Source organism: Thalassospira sp. A3_1 (assembly GCF_017744215.1).
Taxonomy (GTDB): Bacteria; Pseudomonadota; Alphaproteobacteria; order Rhodospirillales; family Thalassospiraceae; genus Thalassospira; species Thalassospira lucentensis_A.
In genome coordinates this window covers 269,449-291,146 of the sequence record NZ_JAGHQQ010000001.1, presented here as the reverse complement: position 1 = coordinate 291,146, position 21,698 = coordinate 269,449, and the positions used below count along the sequence as shown (strand labels likewise).

Annotated in this window: 19 protein-coding genes; 7 read left to right on the top strand and 12 right to left on the bottom strand. The window is 56.8% G+C overall.

What is annotated here, in order from left to right; all coding sequences use genetic code 11:
* Positions 1–48 precede the first annotated feature (48 nt).
* Positions 49–1,731 (bottom strand): cell division protein FtsZ, encoded by a 1,683-nt coding sequence (gene ftsZ / locus J7395_RS01335; RefSeq protein ID WP_062960729.1) that lies wholly within the window; start codon positions 1,729–1,731, stop codon positions 49–51.
* A gap of 254 nt (positions 1,732–1,985) precedes the next feature.
* A complete protein-coding gene (gene ftsA / locus J7395_RS01330; protein WP_062947737.1) occupies positions 1,986–3,236 on the bottom strand; it encodes a cell division protein FtsA in 1,251 nt (416 codons plus the stop codon).
* Between the two features lie 296 nt (positions 3,237–3,532).
* On the opposite strand from ftsA, the gene J7395_RS01325 reads away from it, so the two are divergent.
* From J7395_RS01325 to J7395_RS01305, 5 genes are all read left to right on the top strand, one after another.
* Complete coding sequence (locus J7395_RS01325) at positions 3,533–4,792, top strand: ABC transporter substrate-binding protein (protein WP_114111400.1); 1,260 nt, start codon at positions 3,533–3,535, stop codon at positions 4,790–4,792.
* Positions 4,793–4,856: 64 nt separating this feature from the next.
* Positions 4,857–5,750, top strand: a complete 894-nt coding sequence (locus J7395_RS01320) for a sugar ABC transporter permease (protein ID WP_209220291.1) — start codon at positions 4,857–4,859, stop codon at positions 5,748–5,750.
* A complete protein-coding gene (locus J7395_RS01315) occupies positions 5,750–6,628 on the top strand; it encodes a carbohydrate ABC transporter permease (protein WP_114111398.1) in 879 nt (292 codons plus the stop codon). Before J7395_RS01320 ends, J7395_RS01315 begins: the two co-directional genes overlap by 1 nt.
* A 31-nt stretch (positions 6,629–6,659) precedes the next feature.
* Positions 6,660–7,769: an ABC transporter ATP-binding protein gene (locus tag J7395_RS01310; RefSeq protein WP_209220290.1), complete on the top strand. Its 1,110-nt coding sequence runs from the start codon at positions 6,660–6,662 to the stop codon at positions 7,767–7,769.
* Between the two features lie 25 nt (positions 7,770–7,794).
* Complete coding sequence (locus J7395_RS01305) at positions 7,795–8,841, top strand: LacI family transcriptional regulator (protein ID WP_280634641.1); 1,047 nt, start codon at positions 7,795–7,797, stop codon at positions 8,839–8,841.
* 528 nt (positions 8,842–9,369) lie between these two features.
* On the opposite strand, the gene J7395_RS01300 is transcribed toward J7395_RS01305, so the two are convergent.
* From J7395_RS01300 to J7395_RS01275, 6 genes are all read right to left on the bottom strand, one after another.
* Positions 9,370–10,407, bottom strand: coding sequence for an L-idonate 5-dehydrogenase (locus J7395_RS01300; RefSeq protein WP_209220289.1), 1,038 nt, complete (start codon positions 10,405–10,407; stop codon positions 9,370–9,372).
* A gap of 11 nt (positions 10,408–10,418) precedes the next feature.
* Positions 10,419–11,186, bottom strand: a complete 768-nt coding sequence (locus J7395_RS01295) for an SDR family oxidoreductase (protein WP_209220288.1) — start codon at positions 11,184–11,186, stop codon at positions 10,419–10,421.
* A 24-nt stretch (positions 11,187–11,210) separates the two neighbouring features.
* A complete protein-coding gene (locus tag J7395_RS01290; RefSeq protein WP_209220287.1) occupies positions 11,211–12,410 on the bottom strand; it encodes a mandelate racemase/muconate lactonizing enzyme family protein in 1,200 nt (399 codons plus the stop codon).
* A 19-nt stretch (positions 12,411–12,429) separates the two neighbouring features.
* Positions 12,430–13,734 (bottom strand): TRAP transporter large permease subunit, encoded by a 1,305-nt coding sequence (locus J7395_RS01285; RefSeq protein WP_037992146.1) that lies wholly within the window; start codon positions 13,732–13,734, stop codon positions 12,430–12,432.
* Positions 13,724–14,251, bottom strand: a complete 528-nt coding sequence (locus tag J7395_RS01280; RefSeq protein ID WP_085644079.1) for a TRAP transporter small permease — start codon at positions 14,249–14,251, stop codon at positions 13,724–13,726. Before J7395_RS01280 ends, J7395_RS01285 begins: the two co-directional genes overlap by 11 nt.
* A gap of 62 nt (positions 14,252–14,313) precedes the next feature.
* Positions 14,314–15,339 carry a TRAP transporter substrate-binding protein gene (locus tag J7395_RS01275; protein WP_209220286.1) on the bottom strand — a complete coding sequence of 342 codons (1,026 nt, stop codon included), beginning with the start codon at positions 15,337–15,339 and terminating at the stop codon, positions 14,314–14,316.
* A 172-nt stretch (positions 15,340–15,511) separates the two neighbouring features.
* Here J7395_RS01275 and J7395_RS01270 point away from each other — a divergent pair, with 172 nt between their 5' ends.
* Entirely contained in the window at positions 15,512–16,273 is a 762-nt protein-coding gene (locus J7395_RS01270) for a GntR family transcriptional regulator (protein WP_209220285.1), read from the top strand.
* Between the two features lie 110 nt (positions 16,274–16,383).
* Positions 16,384–17,355 (top strand): 2-hydroxyacid dehydrogenase, encoded by a 972-nt coding sequence (locus J7395_RS01265; RefSeq protein ID WP_209220284.1) that lies wholly within the window; start codon positions 16,384–16,386, stop codon positions 17,353–17,355.
* A gap of 116 nt (positions 17,356–17,471) precedes the next feature.
* On the opposite strand, the gene J7395_RS01260 is transcribed toward J7395_RS01265, so the two are convergent.
* The 4 genes from J7395_RS01260 to murC are packed head-to-tail and all read right to left on the bottom strand — an operon-like array spanning position 17,472 to position 21,691.
* Entirely contained in the window at positions 17,472–18,347 is an 876-nt protein-coding gene (locus tag J7395_RS01260; protein ID WP_062947728.1) for a cell division protein FtsQ/DivIB, read from the bottom strand.
* A 39-nt stretch (positions 18,348–18,386) separates the two neighbouring features.
* Entirely contained in the window at positions 18,387–19,301 is a 915-nt protein-coding gene (locus J7395_RS01255; RefSeq protein ID WP_209220283.1) for a D-alanine--D-alanine ligase, read from the bottom strand.
* Entirely contained in the window at positions 19,298–20,242 is a 945-nt protein-coding gene (gene murB / locus J7395_RS01250; RefSeq protein ID WP_209220282.1) for a UDP-N-acetylmuramate dehydrogenase, read from the bottom strand. Before murB ends, J7395_RS01255 begins: the two co-directional genes overlap by 4 nt.
* Before the next feature lie 39 nt (positions 20,243–20,281).
* Positions 20,282–21,691 (bottom strand): UDP-N-acetylmuramate--L-alanine ligase, encoded by a 1,410-nt coding sequence (gene murC, locus J7395_RS01245; protein WP_209220281.1) that lies wholly within the window; start codon positions 21,689–21,691, stop codon positions 20,282–20,284.
* Between the last annotated feature and the right edge of the window lie 7 nt (positions 21,692–21,698).

The window sequence follows — 21,698 nt, the reverse complement described above, 5'->3', positions numbered from 1 at the left end:
AAAAAGGGGAAGGCCAAAGCCTTCCCCTTTTTCGCGCGGAGAATGTCGTCAGTTGGCCTGACGACGCAGGAAGGCAGGGATTTCCAGAAGGTCGTCAGACGCATTCGACGTCTTGACGCGGGAAGCTGGATCCGCCTTCAAGGAGTGGTTTGCGGTCTCGCCAAGCGACATTTCGGTCTGACGTGGTGCCGGAGCCTGCGGCTGCGGATGTGCCTGACGCGGTGCTGCGTGGTGAGACTGTTCCCCATGATCGTCGTGTCCACCCTTGTTTTTGCCAAACAGGGTCCGCAGGCCAAAGCGCGGCGGGGTTGCGTTCTGGGCATCTGCTGCTTCGAACACATCCGGGCTGTGGTTTTGTTCTGCATCGCTCGGGCGGGCCGGACGCGGCGGAATAAAGGCCATGTCACCGTTTTCTTTCGGCTTTTCGGCCGGGGTGAAATGCTGTGCCGGACGCGAAACCGGCTTCGGCTTCAGAACGGTCTGGCCCAGTTCGATTGAACCGGTATCGGACGCCGGCTGATTGCTCAGTTCCGGCTGCTGTGCGCTGCCGGTTGCGGCAAAACGTTCGGCCGGAATTTCGTCAATCGATGCACCGCCCTGATAACCGTCATGTGCGCTGGCAACGGCGGCTTCCGGGGCGCTGGCGACGGCTGCGGCCGCCCCGTGCTGGCCAAAGGACGGGGTTGCCGGTTTTGCTGCCTGCTCGACCGGTTTGACCGGGGCGACCGAAACGGTGGTCGGCTGCGGGCGACGGACTTCCTCGGCATCAATGCCCGTGGCAACCACGGAAACGCGAAGCGCGCCTTCGATGGTCGGATCGAACGTCGAACCAAAGATGATGTTGGCTTCCGAAGCAACTTCCTCGCGAATACGGTTCGCGGCTTCGTCGACTTCGTAAAGGGCCATATCCATGCCGCCGGTGATGTTGATGAGGACTGCACGTGCGCCCTTCATCGAAGCATCTTCCAGAAGCGGATTTGCAATGGCGGCCTCGGCGGCCTCAAGGGCACGTTTCTCGCCGGTGGCTTCGCCAGTACCCATCATGGCTTTGCCCATTTCGCTCATGACAGTGCGAATGTCGGCAAAGTCAAGGTTCACAAGGCCCGGAACCATCATAAGGTCGGTAATCGAACGCACGCCATTGCGCAGAACGTCATCCGCCATCTGGAAGGCATCTGCGAATGTGGTTTTTTCATTCGCGACCCGGAACAGATTCTGGTTCGGAATAATGATCAGCGTATCAACATATTGCTGAAGCTGCTCGATCCCCTGTTCGGCGGTGCGCATGCGGCGCGTGCCTTCGAAATGGAACGGTTTGGTAACGACACCAACCGTCAGAATGCCTGCTTCCTTGGCAGCACGTGCAATGACCGGGGCCGCACCGGTACCGGTACCGCCGCCCATGCCCGCGGTGATGAACACCATGTGGCTGCCTTCAAGCTGGGCCTGAATGTCTTCGATGGATTCTTCTGCGGCTGCACTGCCCGCATCGGGACGTGCACCGGCACCCAGGCCTTGGGTGATTTTACGGCCAAGCTGCATTTTGCGTGCGGCTTTGCTCTGGCTCAGGGCCTGTGAGTCCGTGTTGGCAACAACAAAATCACAACCTTCAAGTTCGGATGCGATCATGTTGTTAACAGCATTGCCACCGGCGCCACCGACGCCAATAACCGTAATCTTCGGTTTCAGGTTTTCTTCCGTTTCAGGAACGGAAAAATTGATCGTGCTCATTGTTTGCTCTTCCTCTCCGCGCTTTAGAGCTCAAGATCGGCGCAGCCTTCCCTTTGCCACGCTACGTCTCAGGTGTCCCCCGGACATTAGACCTTGGCATTCGTTTTAGCGGGCAAAGAGTTATTGCCGTGTTAATAACAATGGAAGATTTCGAAAAATTATCGCGTTTTTTGCGTTAAATAATTTTCGTGTCGCGCAAAAGGCGCATCGCAAACCGTCCGGTTTCGGATATCGGCCGCGAAAATATCCGGGTTTCAGAAGTTTTCCTTGAACCACGCGCCAAGCCGGCCCCAGCGCCCGCCCGATTGGCGGATCTGGTTCATGGCTTCGCTCAGCGGGTCGTTCTGCTGCTGCAGGGCGCGCAACAACAAACCCGCACAGGCCGAAAATGCCGGTCCCGCGGTTGCTTCGGCAAGGCCCGACACACCGTGTGGGGTGGCAATGGTTGCGGGACGTTCAAACATCTGGCTTGCCAGATCGGCAATCGCGTTAAGCTGGCTGGCACCGCCCGTCAGAACGATGGAACGGCCACCAATCTGCGACAGGCCATGTTCGTCAAGCTGATCACGGATCAACTCAAACGTTTCTTCGAGCCTGGGCTTGATGATGTTGATCAGCATCGAACGCGGTACATGATTGACGTTGTTTTCGTCTTCGTCGCCGATCACGGGCACCGCCAGGATTTCCTGATCATCAGATGGTGATGTCAGCGCACTGCCATGCAATGTTTTCATGCGTTCGGCATGATTAAGCGATGTATTGAGCCCATAGGCGATATCACGTGTCACATGCGCCCCGCCAACCGGCACCGTCGCGGTATAGATCACCTGACCACCGTGGAAGACGGCAACGCTTGTGGTTCCGGCCCCCATATCGATCACGGTCGCGCCAAGATCGCGCTGATCAGCAGTCAGGGCCGACAGGCCGGATGCCAGCGGTGTGACTACCGTTTCCTCGATCCCCAGATGGCAACGGCCCAGAAGGGTTTCCAGATTGCGAAGCGGGGCGGTCTGGGTGCGGACAAAATGCAGATCAAGCCCGACCACGGAACCGTACATGCCGCGCGGATCGCGAAGCCCCGTCGCCGCATCCACCCGGAAGCCCAGCGGCACGGTATGGATCAGCTCGTCACCTGCCTGGCGCAGGACGGCTTCTTTCTGATCGTTCAGTTTGCGGATTTCAAGATTGCCGATCGGACGTGAGCCCAGCGGCAATTCAACCGTGTGGGTTTCGGATTCAGGGCTGCCGCCCGACAGATTGACGATGACGGAATCAATTGTGTGGCCCGCCATTTTCTCGGCCGCATTCACCGCCGCAAGGACGACTTCCTGCGCAGCGTCAAGATTGGCAATTGATCCACTTTGCAGCCCTTTGGACATATTATGCCCGATACCGATGACTTTCGGGGCTTCGCCCTTTTCACGACGGGCAATAAAGCAACAGACCTTGGACGTGCCGATGTCCAAGGCCGCGATCAAGCCTGATCTGGTTTTGCTGCGTGCCAATTGAATGCTCTGAACTTTTTAATAAATTGATCTGTCTTTTCCTGACGGACCTTACGCCGGTTTTCGCCCATAAGCTGTTGCAAATTGGTTAAGGCAGGGTGGAGTCTTCTGCATTCTTGTTTTTGGCAGCATATCGAGGGCTGTTTTGCGATGCAAAAACATGCGCCGATCAACCACAGGTTTTCTGCCTGCTGACGGCTTTGCTGTACTGCAACGTTACAGGAGCCGCTTGACTCCCAACTGTAACGTTGCAGTAATCAACTGCCGAATTAAAAAACCAACAGGGAGGAAACAGCATGTTTCTTGGCAAAATGACACGTGCCGGGATCGGTATGATCGCGGCACTCGGGCTTTCGACCAGCATCGCATCGGCGCAGGAAAGTGTGGAAGTCCTGCATTGGTGGACGTCGGGCGGCGAGGCAAAGGCGCTTCAGGTTCTAAAAAAGGACCTCGAAGATCAGGGTGTTTCATGGAATGACATGCCCGTCGCTGGTGGCGGTGGCGAGCAGGCGATGACTGTGCTTCGCGCCCGTGTCACATCGGGGAACGCCCCAACCGCCGTGCAGATGCTGGGCTTTGATATCAAGGACTGGGCGGGCGAAGGTGTTCTGGCCAATCTTGATGAACTGGCCGCCGAGGAAGGCTGGGAAGATGTTGTTCCCGAGGCCCTTAAAGGGTTTTCGAAATATGACGGTCACTGGATCGCAGCCCCGGTCAACGTCCATTCAACCAACTGGGTCTGGGCCAACAAGGCGATTTTTGACGAGCTTGGCCTGAAACAACCGACCAACTGGGACGAACTGATTGCGGCGCTTGATAAAATCAAGGAGGCCGGTTACACCGCGGTCGCGCATGGCGGGCAGGCATGGCAGGATGCCACCATCTTTGATGCGGTTGTCATGGCAACCGGGGGACCGGATTTCTATCAGGCATCCATGATCGATACCGATCCGGATGCACTGGGTTCGGATACGATGAAAACCGTGTTTGACCGGATGGCGAAACTGCGGACCTATGTTGATGACAATTTCTCGGGCCGCGACTGGAACCTTGCGACCGCGATGGTGATCAACAAGGAAGCCGGTGTGCAGTTCATGGGTGACTGGGCCAAGGGCGAGTTTCTTAATGCCGGCAAAGTTCCTGATACCGATTTCCTGTGCTTCCGTTTCCCCGGAACCCAGGATGCGGTGACGTTCAACTCCGACCAGTTCGTCATGTTCCAGGTTGGCGAGGATCGCCGGGATGCACAGTTGAAACTGGCTTCTGCCGTCATGTCGCCAAGCTTCCAGTCGGCATTTAACGTGGTCAAGGGTTCCGTCCCGGCGCGCACCGATGTGCCCAATGACGATTTTGATGCGTGTGGCAAAAAAGGCATGGCCGAGCTGGCGGCTGCCAATGAAAAAGGCACACTGTTCGGGTCGATGGCGCATGGCCATTCGGTTCCGGCCGGGGTCAAAAACGCAATGTATGACGTGATTACCGCGCATTTTAACGGCGAATATGACAGCGCAACCGCTGTCGAGGAGCTGGTTAACGCGGTTGAGTCCGCCCAATAAGACCGGAATGAAACCGACGGCCGGATAACATTCCGGCCGTCGGATAAAGTGCGGAGAATCACTCATGCAACCATCCTTGCCCGGCAAGGCACAGGCAACCCTGCGGGAGGTTCTGCCCCGTCTGGTGCTGAGCCCCAGCCTGTTTCTGATCCTTTTATTCGTTTACGGATTTATCATTTACACCGGTTATCTGTCGCTGACCGACAGCCGGATGCTGCCGTCCTATGAACTGGAAGGGCTTGGCAATTATGCCAATCTGTGGGGGCAGCGGAACTGGCTGATTGCCCTGCAAAACCTTGCAATTTTCGGCATTCTTTACATTGCTATCTGTTCGGTGCTGGGGCTGGTTCTGGCGATCCTGCTGGATCAGAAAATTCGCGGCGAAGGCATTTTGCGCCCGATCTATCTGTATCCGATGGCGCTGTCCTTCATCGTCACCGGCACGGCATGGAAATGGTTTCTTGATCCGGGGCTTGGTCTTGAAAACACCATGCATCTTTGGGGATGGGAAAGCTTTACCTTCAACTGGATCAAGGATCGCGACATGGCGATCTATACCGTGGTGATTGCCGCAGTCTGGCAATCGTCGGGCTTTGTCATGGCGATGTTTCTGGCGGGTTTGCGCGGGATCGACAGTGAAATCCTCAAAGCCGCCCAGATGGATGGTGCGAGCCGCTGGAGCCTTTATACCCGTATCGTCATTCCGCAATTGCGCCCGGTGTTCCTGTCGGCCTTTGTGGTTCTGGCCCATCTGGCGATCAAGGCCTATGACCTGGTCATTGCGTTGACCAACGGTGGGCCGGGCCGGGCCACCGAGTTGCCCGCGACGTTTATGTATTCCTATACCTTTACCCGCAATCAGATGGGGGTCGGCGCATCATCGGCGGTGATCATGCTGGCGATGATTGCCTCGATCATTGTGCCCTATCTTTATTCCGAACTTCGGGAGCGCCGCTAATGTCCCGTTCAACGCAACCCTCGTTTGGCACAGGAAAGCTTTTGCGTGCGGCGCTTTATGCGGTCCTGATCCTGTTTGCGGTTTATTACCTGCTGCCGCTGTTTGTCATGCTGGTGAATTCGGTCAAGACGCTTGATGAAATCCGCGGCGGCAACATGATGTCGTTTCCCGAGATGTTCACCTTCGAGCCGTGGCTGACCGCGTGGTCCAAAGCCCAGATCGGGGTCGAGCCGACCGGATTAAGCCCGTATTTCATCAACAGCATCATGATGGTGGTGCCCGCCGTGGCGATTTCGACAGCCCTTGGGGCGCTGAATGGGTATGTCCTGACCAAATGGCGGTTTCCGGGGGACAAGATCATTTTCGGGCTGATGCTGTTTGCCTGCTTCATCCCGTTTCAGATTGTCCTGATCCCGATGGCGCGTGTGCTGGGCATGATTGGTCTGGCGGGCACGACCGGCGGGCTGGTTCTGGTGCATGTGGTTTACGGGCTTGGCTTTACCACGCTGTTTTTCCGCAATTATTACGCGGCATTCCCGGACGAGCTGATCAAGGCGGCAAAGATGGACGGGGCCGGGTTCTGGCGGACTTTTACCCGTATTCTTCTGCCCAGTTCGGGGCCGATCATTGTGGTGACCGTGATCTGGCAATTTACCAATATCTGGAATGATTTCCTGTTCGGGGCGTCATTTGCCGATTTTGATTCAATGCCGATGACGGTTGCGCTCAACAACCTCGTTTCGTCCTCGACCGGGGTCAAGGAATACAATGTGCACTTTGCCGGTGCGGTCCTTGCCGCCCTTCCGACACTGATCGTTTACATCGTTTCCGGGCGCTATTTCGTGCGCGGATTGATGGCCGGTGCGGTCAAGGGTTAGCTCATAAAAAAAGACTTACAGGGAAGTTATCATGTCCTTTCTGCAAATCGACAAGGTGTGCAAAAGTTTTGGCCCGATCAATGTGCTGCGTGACATTACGCTTGATGTTGAAGAAGGCGGTTTTCTGGTGCTTGTCGGGCCGTCGGGCTGTGGCAAATCGACCTTGCTCAATACCATTGCGGGGCTGGAAAAGCTGACGACCGGGGAAATCCGTATTGCGGGCAATGTCATTGATGACCTGCCGCCGTCGGAGCGCAATATCGCGATGGTGTTTCAAAGCTATGCGCTTTATCCCAACATGAATGTCGGGCAGAATATCGCATTCGGCCTTGAAATGCGCGGCATGCCAAAGGATGAACGCGACGCCAAGGTCGCCGAGGTCGCAAAAACGCTTCAGATTGAACATCTTCTGGATCGCAAGCCCGGCCAGCTTTCGGGCGGGCAGCGCCAGCGCGTTGCGATGGGCCGCGCACTTGTGCGCAATCCGCAGCTTTTCCTGTTTGATGAACCGCTATCAAACCTTGATGCCAAGCTGCGCGTGGATATGCGCACCGAAATCAAACGCATGCATCAGACATTCGGCACAACGATTGTTTATGTCACCCACGACCAGATCGAAGCCATGACGCTGGGCACGCGCATTGCGGTCCTGAAGGACGGTATTGTCCAGCAATACGGCACCCCGGCTGAGATTTACAACGATCCGGCCAACCTGTTTGTCGCCGATTTCATGGGGTCGCCCGCGATGAACCTGATCCCGGCGACGGTGCGGGGCAATGCGGTTGAAATGGCACGTGCGGGCGAAGAGCCGCTGATGCTTGAATTTCAACAACTGCCCGCGGATGTCCGGGCGCGGGACGGGCAGGAAGTTATTGTCGGCATCCGGCCCGAGGCGATAACCGATGCCGATAACCGGGCACTGGTGCGCGATGGGCAGCAGGCGGTCAGTGCATCGTGCAGGATTGATGTGGTTGAACCGGCCGGGGCGGATATTTTTGCCATCACGTCGCTGGGCGGCAAGGAGGTGGTGACCCGCCTGCATCAGGACTGGAACGGGCAGGCCAACAGCCATGCCGAACTGGTGTTCAACCTTGAAAAAGTTGTGTTTTTTGACCCCGAAAGCGGCGTAAGACTGCGCTAGAAATACCCCACGGAGGCTTTGACAACTGTCCGATCACGATCTTGCCGGGAAGGCCGGGCGCCCCGCCGCCCCATCCCGGCCGACCCTTAAAACCATTGCGGAAATGACCGGTCTTGGTGTGACGACGGTGTCGCGCGCGCTTAAGGATGCGCATGATATTAGTGCCAAAACCAAGCTGCGCGTGCGCAAGGTGGCGGACGCCATCGGTTATCATCCGGACCGGGCCGGGGTGCGTTTGCGGACCGGAAAAACCAATGTTATCAGCCTGATCCTTGATCAGACCGACAAGGTGCCGGAATTTGCCAGACGGCTGATTGTCGGCATTTCCGATGTCATCCGTGGCACGCCCTATCACCTTGTCGTCACACCACAATCACGTACCGATGACCCGATGGACCCGGTGCGCTATGTGCTGAATACCCGTGCTGCCGACGGGGTGATCATCACCCATATCAGGCCGGATGACGAGAGGGTTCAGGCGCTATCCCAAAGCGGGCTGCCGTTTGTGGCCCATGGGCGGTGCCTTTCGGCACCCGATCATGCCTACCATGATTTTGATAACCGGGCGTTTTGCGAGATGGCGGCAAGGCGCCTGATTGCGCGGGGGCGCAGGCGGCTGGCGCTGCTTTCGCCGCCGTCGGAATTTTCATATTATCAGGAAACCCTGGCCGGGCTTGCGGCGGTGGCGGAGGCAGAAAATGTGCCTTTTCAGGTGCTTGGCGGGATTGACCTTGATAGCAGTAGCGAGGTTTTGCGTCAGGCCGGCATGGCATTGCGCCATCAGGATTATGTGCCCGACGGGGTGATTTGCGGCAGCGAGCTGTGCGCGATGGCGCTGATTGACGGGATGATCCAGTCGGGGATGAATGTCGGGCGGGACATTGATGTGATCGCCAAGGAAACGTCGGATTTGCTGAACTTTACCCGGCCCCGGATCGATAGCCTGCGTGAGGATCTGATCGTTGCGGGGCAGCAATTGGCGACTCATTTGCTCGACGTGATCGAGGGGCGGGAGGATGCAAATCTGCAATCGCTAAGCGCGCCGATCCCGGTCTGGCGCAACGATATTTAAGCAGCCGGTTACCCGGATTTATTATTCACTTAAAATGAAAAATAAGATCTATTATTCATTTTTGGTTGTTGATCGCTTTTCGGGCGTGAATCATCGGCCCGGCGAAGCGTGAAAATAGCGTTTTTATTTGTATGAGGAATTGATTTTCAAAACCGGCATTTCAGGCAGTTTTTGAGCCTCGGTCTGCCAGATAAATCACGGAAATCCGCCATTAATGTTATTTGTATGAGGATTGTTTCGGGCGTTTTGCGTGCGAGGGCCGCGGAGCTCGGCCGCATTGTCTTTTTTGGCGGGTTGAGGCGTTGTTGGTGGCCCGAGGTCAGGCGGACAAAGATGGGGCGAACGGGCAGGGGGGGACAAGTGCGTTTTGCGCACTTATGAAAGCAGTTTAACGTGGTCGTATGCGGATGGTCTGCATCTTTGCCCGAGATAGATCGTGGCAGCGAGTGCGGGCAAGTTTATCGATGTATCTTGCCCGCCCCGGTGATCCGCGCGGCGATAGGGGCGCGCGGCCAGATATGTATGCCGTCAGCCGAAATCCAGTTGTACTTTCATGGATTGGTTGCGATCCGAGGCAAGGTCAAAGGCGGTTTTGGCATCCCGGAAGGGCAGGACCGAACTGATGATCGGTGAAACGTCAATGACCTTGCGGTCAATCAGTTCTGCGGCCTGGGCAAATTCCGCATCAAAGCGGAAGCTTCCGATCATTCTGACTTCTTTGGTGACGGCGAGACTGAGCGGGAGTTCGCCATTGCCACCAAGGCCGACCGTGATGATGGTGCCGCCCGGTTTGACCGCATCGAATGCATTGGCAAGCGCCTGCGGGCTGCCGGAGCATTCAAAGACCACATCCTGCGTGCCCTTGTTCATGCCGAGCGTTTTGAAGGCATCGGCATTCCGGGCAACATCGATGCAGCTATTGGCACCTGCCTGTGATGCAACATCCAGGGCGGCCTTTGACAGATCGGTCGCGGTAATCCAGTGCGCCCCGGAATGGGCGGCGGCCAGAATGGTCAGGCAGCCGATGGGACCGCAACCGGAAACGAGGACCTTTTTCCCCGACAGTGCCCCGGCCTGACGCACCGCATGAAGGCAGACGGCCAAGGGTTCGCTGCAGGCGGCGTGTTCCATATTGATATCGGGGGACAGTTTCACCAACTGTTCGGCGGGCAGGTTGATCTGTTGGCGGAACAGGCCCTGTTGATGGGGAAAGCGCATTGCGCTGCCAAAGAAGCGCATGTCGGTGCATTGGTTGCGCATGTTCGCGCGGCAATACTGGCATTGGTTGCATGGCATGGAGGGGTTGACCGCGACCCTGTCATTAACGGCAAGGCCGGTCACGTTTTGACCAACGGCAATGATCGTTCCGGCGACTTCATGCCCGAGAACCATCGGTTCGCGGATTTTAACCGTGCCAAAACCGCCGTTATGATAGTAGTGCAGGTCCGAGCCGCAAATGCCGCCCTTGTCGATCTGAACGGTTATCGTGCCCGGTTCCGGTGCGCCGGGCTGGTCGATCTGATCGACACGCAGGTCGTGGGGTGAATGTATGACAACAGAGTACATGTAAGATCACCTTAAAGAACGGAAATCATGCCGCCATCGGCATAGATGATCTGACCGTTCACATAGTTGGACGCATCCGAGCAGAGATAAATCGCCGTGCCGATCAGCTCGTCAGGCCGGCCCCAGCGCCGTGCGGGGGTGCGTGCCTTGACCCAGGCGTCAAATTCCGGATTGGATGTCAGCGCCGCGTTCATGTCGGTGAGCATGTAGCCCGGACCAATCGCGTTAGCCTGAAGGCCGTGTTCGCCCCATTCGGCTGCCATCGCCTTGGTCAGCATTTTGATGCCGCCCTTGGCGACGGTGTAGGGGGCGACGGTGGCACGTGCGAGTTCGCTTGTCAGCGATCCGATATTGACGATTTTGCCATGCCCGCGTTTGACCATGCGTTTGGCGGCTTCGCGGCCAATCATGAAGGCCGATGTCAGATTGGTATCAATCACGCGCTGCCAGTCGGCAGTGTCGAGTTCCAGCATGGGTTTGCGGAACTGGATACCGGCGTTATTGATCAATATGTCGATCTGCATACCGGCGGCATCAAAGCGGTCAAAGGCGGCTCTGATTGCGGCTTCGTCGGTGACGTCAAACAGGGACATATCGACTTTCATACCGGCATCAGACATTTCCTTGCAGGCCTGCGACAGGCGTTCGGAATTGGTGCCGTTCAGGATGACGGTGGCCCCGGCCGCAGCCAGACCTTCGGCAAAGGCGCGACCAAGACCGCGGGAAGAGCCGGTTATGAGGGCTGTTTTACCGGCGAGCGAGAAAAGTTCGAGAGACATGTTTCCTCCAACGGGCTTTTATTTTCAGGCTTTGCTTTCGCGGACGGTCAGGTCGCTGCGATCAAAGAAGGTTTTCTGCAATTCGACACCAAGGCCGGGGCCTTCCATCGGATAGACATAACCGTTTTCGATTTTCGGAACGGCGGTGACCAGTTCATTGTACCAACCCTTGTAGAAGGCGCGGACACTTTCCTGGATGAGGGTGTTTGGCTGACTGAACGACATGTGAATGGCAGCGGCAAAACCAACCGGGCCGATGCAGTCATGCGGGGCAAACGGGCGATGCCATGTTTCCGCCAGAGCGGCGATTTTCTTGCCTTCGGTAAGGCCACCGGTCCAGCACAGGTCCACCATGACCACATGGGTTGCATCGCGGTCGAGCATGTCCTTGTAGGGCCAGCGTGATCCCAGTGTTTCACTGGCACAGGTCCAGACATCGGTGGATGCGGCAAATTCTGCCAAAGCCTGCGGCGAGTTCATGCGGATCGGGTCTTCGTACCAGGTCGGGCTGAACTGTTCGAGTTCGCGGGCGATCTTCTTGGCGGTCGGCAGGTTCCATTGGGAATGGAATTCCACCATGATTTCCATTCTGTCGCCCACGGCCTTGCGGATTTCTTCGAAAGGACGGATCGCCTTTTTCATCTGTTCGGTGGTGATGTACTGGCCGCGCGTTTCGGCCGCCATCGGATCAAATGGCCAGATTTTCATGGCGGTGATGCCGGATTCCAGAAGGTTTTCGGCCAGTTGGGCCGGGCGGTTCATGAAACCGTCCAGATCCTCGTAGGGGCCTTCCGGTTCGCCAAGGTTCCAGTTCGATACGGGTTTGATATTGTTGGTGCGGACATAGCGATATCCGGCACAGGTGTTGTAAATCCGGATTTTATCCCAGCACAAACCGCCCAGCATCTGATGGACGGGCTGGTCGCAGACCTTGCCAAAGATGTCCCAAAGGGCGATGTCGATGGCGGATGCGGCACGATATTCCGCGCCCGTCGATGACTGTGCCATCGGCAGGTTGACCATTTCCTTGTGCAGGGCTTCGATGTGAAGGGGGTTCTGCCCGATCAGGCGTCCTGCCAGTGTATCGTGAATGTGTGCTTCGACCGCACCGGCACCATAGAAGGTTTCGCCAAGGCCGGTAATGCCCGCATCCGTTTCGACATGGACCCACAGGACATTGGCAAATTCGTCTACGCGGTAGGTTTTGATTGCTGTGATCTTCATTTTCTTATCCGAATTCAGATTAATTGAGTATTTCCGGGAGCCATAGCGCGATGGACGGGAAGGTGAGCATCAGCGCCAGGAAGGCGATCTGAATGAGCATGAAAGGCCAGAGAGACGCGAAAATCGTCTGAAGGGTGATTTCCGGCGGGGCGACGCTTTTGAGATAGAAAGCGGCCGGGCCAAAAGGCGGTGAGAGGAAAGCCACCTGCATGGTCAGCGAGAAAAGCACCCCGAACCATACCGGGTCATAGCCAAGCTGGGTGACGATGGGCACAAAGATCGGAATGGTCAGAAGCAGGATGCCAATCCAGTCCATGAACAGCCCAAGGACGATGAAGATCGCCATCATCAGCATGATCGTGACGACAGGTGCGATATCCAGACCGGTGATCATGCCGGTGACAAAGCGCTGGCCGCCCGAAAGATTGTAAATGGCAATCAGCGATGCCGCGCCAAACGTCACCCACAGGATAATCCCGCAGGATTGCAGGGTGCGTGTCAGGGCCTGCCACAGCATGGTTATGTTCAGTTCGGATCGCAGGGCGATAATGAGGATGGAGACGCCAACCGCGATGCCCGCGGCCTCGGTAATGGAGGTCACCCCGCCGTAGATGCAGCCGAAAACAATGCCGATCAGAACAAGCAGTGGCAGAACGCCGCGTAAGAAATCCTGTTTTGTGAAGGGCTCGGTCTTTTCCGGTGCCTTTGGGGTCAGGGCCGGATTAAGCGTGCAGCGAATATAGATATAGGCGAAATACGCAAAGGCGAGCGCGAAGCCCGGTACGAAGGACGCCAGAAAGAGCTTTTGCACCGAGACATCGGCGGTCAGCCCGTAAATGATCAGGACAATCGAGGGCGGCACCATTGTGCCGAGTGACCCGCCCGCGCAGATGATCCCGATGGAGAGTTTCCGGTCATATTGCAGGCGCATCATCTGTGGCAGGGCAATCAGACCAAGCAGAACGATTTCGCCGCCAATGATGCCGCTTATGGCGGCCATGAAAACGGAAATGATCAGGGTTACGGTCGCAACGCCGCCCTTCAGATTCCCGAAAACCTTGAACAGGGCATCGTATAGATCCTGTGCCAGCCGGGAGCGTTCCAGCAGGGTTGCCATCAGAATGAAAAGCGGCACGGATAACAGCGAATATTCGGTCGCAAGCCCGTAAACCGTTTTATGGGCAAGTGCGATGACCGCCGGACCGAATTTAAGATAGCTGACAAGGACGGCAAGCGACCCGGCGGCGAAAGCCAGCGGAACACCCAGCGCCATCAGGGCAAAGACGCCACCGACGAGGATAATGGAAATGAGTTCAATCGACACGGTTGTCCTCCGTGACTGATTCTGCGGTGTCGGCGGGGATGCCACGGAACCTTTTGACGCAGTTGATGATTGCGTAAAGCGCCATCAAACCGGTTGTCAGAACAATGAGCGGCTTGACCGTTGCTGGGATCGGCGGGTTCCATGCCGTGCCAAACGGTTCCCAATTCATCAGGGATTGCCACGAGCTGGGCGCGCCGAACCATGCAATGCCCAGACAGAATGTCAGGCAGCAGGCCAGCGTGATGAGATCGAATATGCGCTGAAGCCATGCGGGGCTTGCGTCATAGAGGACGGTAATTCTGAGATGCTGGTCTCTTTGCATGGCATAGAGGCCCGCGGCCAGAAACAGGATTGCCGAGAGCCACAAGGCCAGTTCATTGGCCCAGATTGTCGGGGTTCTGAATATGTAGCGTGCGATGACTTCGTAAAAAGTCACCCCGACAATGACCAAAAGAAGTAGGGAAAATAGTGCGACGACGAATTGAAAGCTGCGCACGCGTTTCGGGGTTGCCTGCATCGCGGACCTCCAGAAAAGCCCCCGGGGGAAACCCCCGAGGATCAGAATGACGGACTTGCTGGTTAGTCGAGGATGCCGTTTTTCTTCATGTAGGCGATATGCGCGTCATAGGCCGCCTTGGCTTCGGGGCTACGCGTTGCCCAGTCGGCCCACACGTCCTGTGCCGCCTTGCGGAATGCCAGACGGTCTTCGCTGCTCCAGTCTTCGAGGGTGACGCCGGCCTCGGTCAGTTCCTTGGCGGCTTCCTGATCAAGCTTGTTTGATTCTGCGATGACTTCCGGGGCAATCGTTGCGATGGCGTCCTGCATTGCCTTTTGCTGGGCCTCGTTCAGCGCATTCCATTTTTCGAGATTAATGGCGATATGTTCGATCGGCATGGAATGGAAGCCGGGATAGGTTGCGTATTTGGCGATGTCATAGAGGCCGAGTTTCTTGTTCACGGCGAGCGTGGAGGCATCCGCCCCCGAAACCGTGCCGGTGGACATGGCGGTAAACACCTCGCCAAACGGCATCACAACCGGGCCAGCGCCAAGTTTCTGGAAAATTTCGGATTCCATGCCCGGAGGCGAGCGGAATTTCCAGCCCTTAAGATCATTGATCCCGGCAAGCGGGGTGGTTGAGCTTAGCGATTCGGGGGTTGCGATGAAGACACCGACAAGATGCATGTTGAATTTGTGATACAGCTCGTTTGCGAGGTCGAGACCGCCATCCTTGTACCAGCCAAGAAGCTGTTCCGGGGTGCTGTATCCGCCCATGATGTCGCCATAGAACTGGAAGGCAGGGTTTTTGCCGGTGATATAGCCCGCACCGGTTGCGTCACCGTCAATGATGCCCATGCTGGATGCTTCGAAGGCTTCGTTCGAGTTCACGACCGATGAACTGGTGTGCATTTCGACCTGCACCGTGCCGTCGGAATATTCTTTGACAAGATCGGCAAACCGCAACAGTGCCTTGCCCTGCAATGAGGAGGCGTTGTGATGGGTCTGGAATTGCAGCGGGGTCGGGTCGGCCGCGAAGGCCTGTGAGGTGGTGAAAGTCAGAAAGCCGGTGGCGGCCAGAGCGGTTAATGTTTTTGTTAGTTTTTTCATGTCGTTGGTTCCTCCCTTATGTGACATGTTGTGATATTTCACGAAACATCAGTAACATGTATCAAGCGGGAACTTCAACAGGTTTTACTTTTCCATCCATGGGAATGTGTATATATGGTATTGAATAAAAACAAATATATTGTGACTTTTTATGAAATTACAGAGAGAAATAATGGCGTCGAAACAGAAAGATAAGGTCATTTCGGGCGATTCTTCCGAGCCGGGAAAAGCAGGATCGGGCGGGGGCAAAAACCTGAACGAGCTTGCCTATAACAAGCTTGAAGAACTTATCGTGACCTGTGAATTGAAGCCGGGCAGTTATCTGCGCATACAGGATTTGCAAACCGCAACCGGTATCAGCCGCACGCCGGTTCATCAGGCGGTCACGCGCCTGTCAGCCGATACCCTTATGATCATTCAGCCCCGCCAGGGCATCCAGATTGCGCCGATTGATCTGACGCGCACCCATTTGCTGTTGCGGCTGCGCCGCGATATGGAAAGGTTTGTTGTGTCGCTGGCGAGTGCGCGGGCGAGTACGTCGCACAGAAGTCAGATGCGCCATCTGATCGGGCTTTTGACCACGCATCGCGACAAGATGACGATTGTCGAGTTCAACGAATTCGATCGCCGGATTGATCAGATGATGCTGGCGGCCTGCGGCGAGCCGTTTCTTGAATATACGCTGCGTCCCCTGCACACGATTTTCCGTCGTCTGGGGTGGATTTATCATACGCAGACGGTTGATGGGGTGTCGCTTGACGTGACCATCGACAGCCATCTGGATGTGCTGAATGCGGTTGTCGAGGGGGAAAAGGATGCGGCACTGGTTGCGTCGGACAAGCTGATCGAGTTTGTGGATGCGATGTTCCCGGTCCTTGAAAACAGTATCGCGCCGAGCATTTTTGACGTGACGCAGGACTTTGATCCATTTTGAGATAAAGGGCCGAAGGGCCAGTAGGATTTTGCGATTTTCCTATTGAAATTTTGTGAAATATCAGAAAATATCAAGGCGAAAAAAATAATAACCATTTGTGGGAGGATTTCGTGAAGGTCGTGTTCCATGGGGCGAATGCCTCGACTTTTCATCCCGGTTTTGCCGAATTGCTTGATGCGGCACATGAGCTTGTTCTGTTGCCCGATCATCTTGGTAGTGAGCTTGACCGCGAAGCCTATGCCACGGCGGATGTCATTATCGGCATCAGGTTTGATGACAGTTTTCCAACGCCGCGTAACCTGAAACTTTATCAGGTGCCGGGTGCGGGCTATGACGGCATCCGAGTTTCGGACCTGCCGGTGGATGCCGATCTTTGCAATTGCTTCGGGCATGAGATCGCGATTGCGGAATATGCGATGTGTGCGTTGCTGTCCCGTCATGTTCCGCTTGCGGATGCGGACGCGCGTTTGCGCAAAGGGGACTGGAAATACTGGGCGGGTGGCCCGTCCGGCATGAGAACGGAGCTTGGCAGTACCACAATCGGTATTCTGGGTTACGGGCATATCGGCAAGGCGATTGCCCAACGCGCCAAGGCGTTTGGCATGAATGTACATGTTGCCAACCGTTCCCGCCCCGAGGACCAGAGCCAGATCGATGCGTTTCATGCGATTGATGATTTCAGGGAAATGCTGGCGCATGTGGATGTTGTCGTGAATACGCTGCCGCTGGCGGCGAACACGACCGGCCTTGTCGATGGCAAGGCGTTTGCCAGCATGAAGCCGACTGCGGTTTTCATGAATGTCGGCCGCGGTGGCGTGGTTGATGAAGAGGCGCTGTTTGGTGCGTTAAAAGACGGCCTGATCGAACATGCCTTTATTGATACATGGTACCAGTATCCGAGCGGACTGGACGCGGTGCCCCATCCCTCGCGCCTGCCGTTTCATGAACTCGGCAATATTACAATGACACCCCACATGTCGGGCTGGACGCATGGCACGATTGAACGGCGCAGAAATGTCATGGCAGATAACGTCAACCGTATCCGTCAGGGATTGGCACCGGTCAATCGGATTGCAAAATAACGCAATTTGACCTCATCTCCCACCGGCCGGACGGTTGATTTTCGACCGACCGGCTATCCCCGGAGCAGAAGCCGCCCTTTTGCTCCGGGTCTTTTTTGAGAAAACGGCACGCGGCCCTAGGCCGCGTTACCCTTCTTTGGCGGGTTGCGGCGTTGCTCAGCCGCGCCTGGTGTCAGGCGCACGAAGGTGCGATCAGGCAGGCGCAGATCGACGATCAGGACGTCGCGTGACAGGATGTGGTGTTCCTGATCAAGCTGATCGAGGCGGGCCCAGGCCTTGTCCATGTTTTCCTCGGGCAGGCGGATGAACATGCCGTTGGAAAGCTGGATGTTCCAGCGGCGGTTGCCGATGCGCTGTGCGCCGCTGACCATGTCAAACAGGCGCGGGATGGATTTGAGCGTGGTCAGCATTTCGCTGGCATGTTCGGGGGCGTCCGCGCCGACCACGACCGGCAGGTCGAGATAATCACCCAGTTCATAATCCTGAAGCTGCGCCCCGTCGGCATCGATCACGGTATGACCATGATCGGTTTGCCAGAGGGCAACCGGCTGGCGTTCGGAGATCGAGACGATCAGGGTGTTGGGCAGGCGGCGTTCGACAATCGCATCGCGGACCCAGGAAAGCTGTTCGATGCGTTCGCGCGCGGCATCGACATCAAAGGTGACAATCGGGGTGCCGGGCTTCTGGCCGATGGCGGCAAGAAGGGCTTCGGGGTCGGTTTTTTCACGCCCCCGGACTTCGATGTTTTTCACCGTCATGCCAAATTCGGCGGAAAGGCGGATCGCCTCCACCTCGGCGACCGCATACCATTTTTCGGCCTTGCCGGTGTACCAAAGCGCAAAGGGCCCGGCGATCAGAAGGGCCGTGAGGCTCGACCACCAGAAAACACGCACCAGTTTTTTCAGGTTGGCGCCAACACTGTGCTGCTGTTCAAGCTTCTCGCGGCGTTCGCGGGCCTGTTCTTCAAGGGTGCTGGGCGGGGTGCTATACATGGTAGCCATTTCCAGAGACTTTATGCACAAGTGTGAGCATCAGCGTTCGCATGAGGCATCCTCGACCATCCAGGCGACAATGTCGGCGAAGCTTAGACCGTCATGACGGGCGGCATCGGGGACAAGCGATGTCGGGGTCATGCCGGGCTGGGTGTTGATTTCAAGGATCGCAACGCGGTCTTCAGTCGGGTCATAGCGGAAATCGGCGCGCGCAATCCCGCGGCAGCCAAGCGCGCGATAGGCCTTTTCGGCGCAATCCTGAATTTTGGCGCGAAGGTCGCCGGGGATATCGGCCGGGATGATATGCTCGGAGCCGCCCGCGACATATTTTGATTCAAAATCATAAAAGGCGTGATTGCCGGTCAGGATTTCGATGATTTCCATCGCCTTGCCATCCTTGACCGCCACGGTCATTTCGCGGCCGGGAATGAATTCTTCCTGCATCACGCCATCGCCATGCGTCCATTCGCGCGCCAGCATGTTCTGTTCTTCCTCGGCCGTCAGGATAATCTCCACCCCGACGGATGATCCCTCGTTATTGGGTTTCAGGACATAGGGTGGCGGCAGGGCATTACCCGCGGCAATTTCATCGCGCGACACCCAGACGTGACGGGCGCAGGGAATGTCATATTCCATGAACATTGCCTTGGCCGACATTTTATCCATGGCGATGGAGGATGCGCGCACACCGGAATGGGTATAGGGAATGCCCATGATTTCAAGCAACCCCTGCACGCAGCCATCCTCGCCCCAGCGGCCATGCAGGGCGTTGAACACGACATCGGGTTTGGGATCAATCGCGGCAAGCTGGGCGGCCAGATCGCGACCGGCATCAATTTCGGTGACGCGATAGCCCTTTTCACGCAGCGCCTTGATGCATTCCGTGCCCGAGGACAGGGAAACGGGGCGTTCTGCGGACCAGCCGCCATAAATGACGGCGACATGCTTGCTCATGCGTCTTTTCCTATGATCGAGTGTCCCAGTCGGTCGCCGATGCGCCGGATTTCCCAGCGCAGATCGACGCCACTATGTTTTTTCACGCGCTCGCGCACGGTTTCGCCGAGTTCTTCGAGATCAAAGGCGGTGGCGTTGCCCAGATTGATCATGAAATTGCAGTGTTGCGGCGACATCTGCGCCCCGCCAATCGTCAGCCCCCGGCACCCGGCGGCATCAATGACTTCCCACGCGCTATCGGGCAGGGGATTGGCGAAGGTCGATCCGCCGGTGCGCGATTTGATCGGCTGTGATCCGGCACGGGCTTCCTGAATTTCATCCATGCGTTTGGTGATCTCGGCCGGGTCGCCCGGCTTGCCACGCAGGATGGCGGATGTGAAAATCCAGTCTTCGGGCAGGCCACAATGCCGGTACGTCATATCCATCGCCTTGGCGGTGACGGTATGAAGGTCGCCATTGCCGTCAATCGCATTGGCGCTGATCAGAACATCCTTGATTTCCGTGCCATAGGCCCCGGCATTCATGCGAAGCGCGCCGCCAATCGTGCCCGGAATGCCAGATAGAAACTCAAGCCCGGCAATCCCGGCATCGCGCGCGATTTGCGCAACGTTCAGGTCAAGCGCACCGGCCCCGGCATGAATTTCACCGTCCTTGATGATGGCATCGGTAAAGGGCCGACCCAGACGGACGACGACCCCACGAATGCCGCCATCACGGACCAGAAGGTTCGAGCCAACCCCGATCACGGTGATCGGAATTTCGGCCGGGCGGTTTTTGATGAAATCGGCGAGATCCATTTCATCGGCCGGGCGGAACATCACATCGGCCGGGCCGCCGACCTGAAACCAGGTGACCTTGGACAATTGTGCGCCTTCGCGCAGCTTGCCGCGCACCTTTGGCAGGCGATCAATAAGCGGTGTGTGATGTCCCGGCGTGCTCATGACAAACTCGTCAAATCCGTTGCAGGTTTCGGTTCAGGCTCAGTTCTTAAGCGCTTCAAGCTGGGCTGGCAGGGCGTTGGCCCATGCGCTGATCGATCCGGCACCCAGGCAGACGACCAGATCGCCCGGTTTGGCTTCCTTGGCGATCATGCTTGCCAGGGCTTCGGGGCCTTCAAGAGAGGCAACATGGCGGTGGCCGCGATTGCGAAGCCCTTCGACCAGTGCATCGCGGTTTGTCCCTTCGATCGGGCTTTCGCCAGCTTCGTAAACGTCGGCGACGATCACGCTGTCGGCGTCGTTAAAGCAGGTGCAGAATTCCTCGAACAGGTCATGCAGGCGTGAATAGCGGTGCGGCTGAACGACGGCAATCACGTTGTTTTCGGTTGCCTTGCGGGCGGCCTTCAGCACCGCCTTGATTTCGACCGGGTGGTGACCGTAATCATCAATGATGGTGACACCATCAACCTCGCCGGTTTTGGTAAAGCGGCGTTTGACGCCGGTGAAACCGTCAAAGGCAGAGACGATTTTATCGTCAGGAATGCCAAGTTCGAGTGCGACCGTGATCGCGGCCAGCGAGTTTGACACGTTATGATCGCCAACCATCGGCAGGCGGACATCCTTGATCACGCGTTCTGCGCTATCGACCCGTTCGCGAATGACGACGTCAAAGGTGCTTTGGCCGATTTCGGTACGGACATTGACGGCACGGACATCGGCCTGCGGGGAGAAGCCAAAGGTAAAGATGCGACGATCCGTGACCTTGCCGATCAGGGCCTGGACTTCGGGATGGTCGATGCACAGAACCGCAAAGCCATAGAACGGGATGTTCTGAACGAAGTTCTTGAAGGCATCGCGGAGTTGATCAAAGTTTTTCCAGTGATCAAGATGTTCCGGGTCGATATTGGTCACGACCGAAATGGTCGAGGGGACCTTGACGAATGTGCCGTCACTTTCATCGGCCTCGACCACCATCCAGTCACCATCGCCAAGGCGCGCATTGGTGCCATAGGAATTGATGATGCCGCCATTGATCACGGTCGGGTCAAGCCCGGCGGCATCAAGCATGGTGGCAACCAGCGAGGTCGTGGTGGTTTTGCCATGCGTGCCGCCAACCGCAATCGCGGCCTTGAGGCGCATCAGTTCGGCCAGCATTTCGGAGCGTCGTACCACCGGGATCATATCAGCACGTGCGGCGACGACTTCGGGGTTATCAGGCTTCACGGCGGTGGAGATGACCACCACCTTGGCGTCTTCGACATTGGCGGCCTGATGGCCGACGAAAACCCTGATCCCCAGATCGCGCAGGCGCTGCACATTGGCATTGTCGGAAATATCCGACCCCTGCACCGTGTAGCCAAGGTTGTGCAGGATTTCGGCAATGCCGGACATGCCGATGCCACCAATACCGACAAAATGGATGGTGCCGATGTTGAGCGGCAGGGTGTTCATGGAGTGT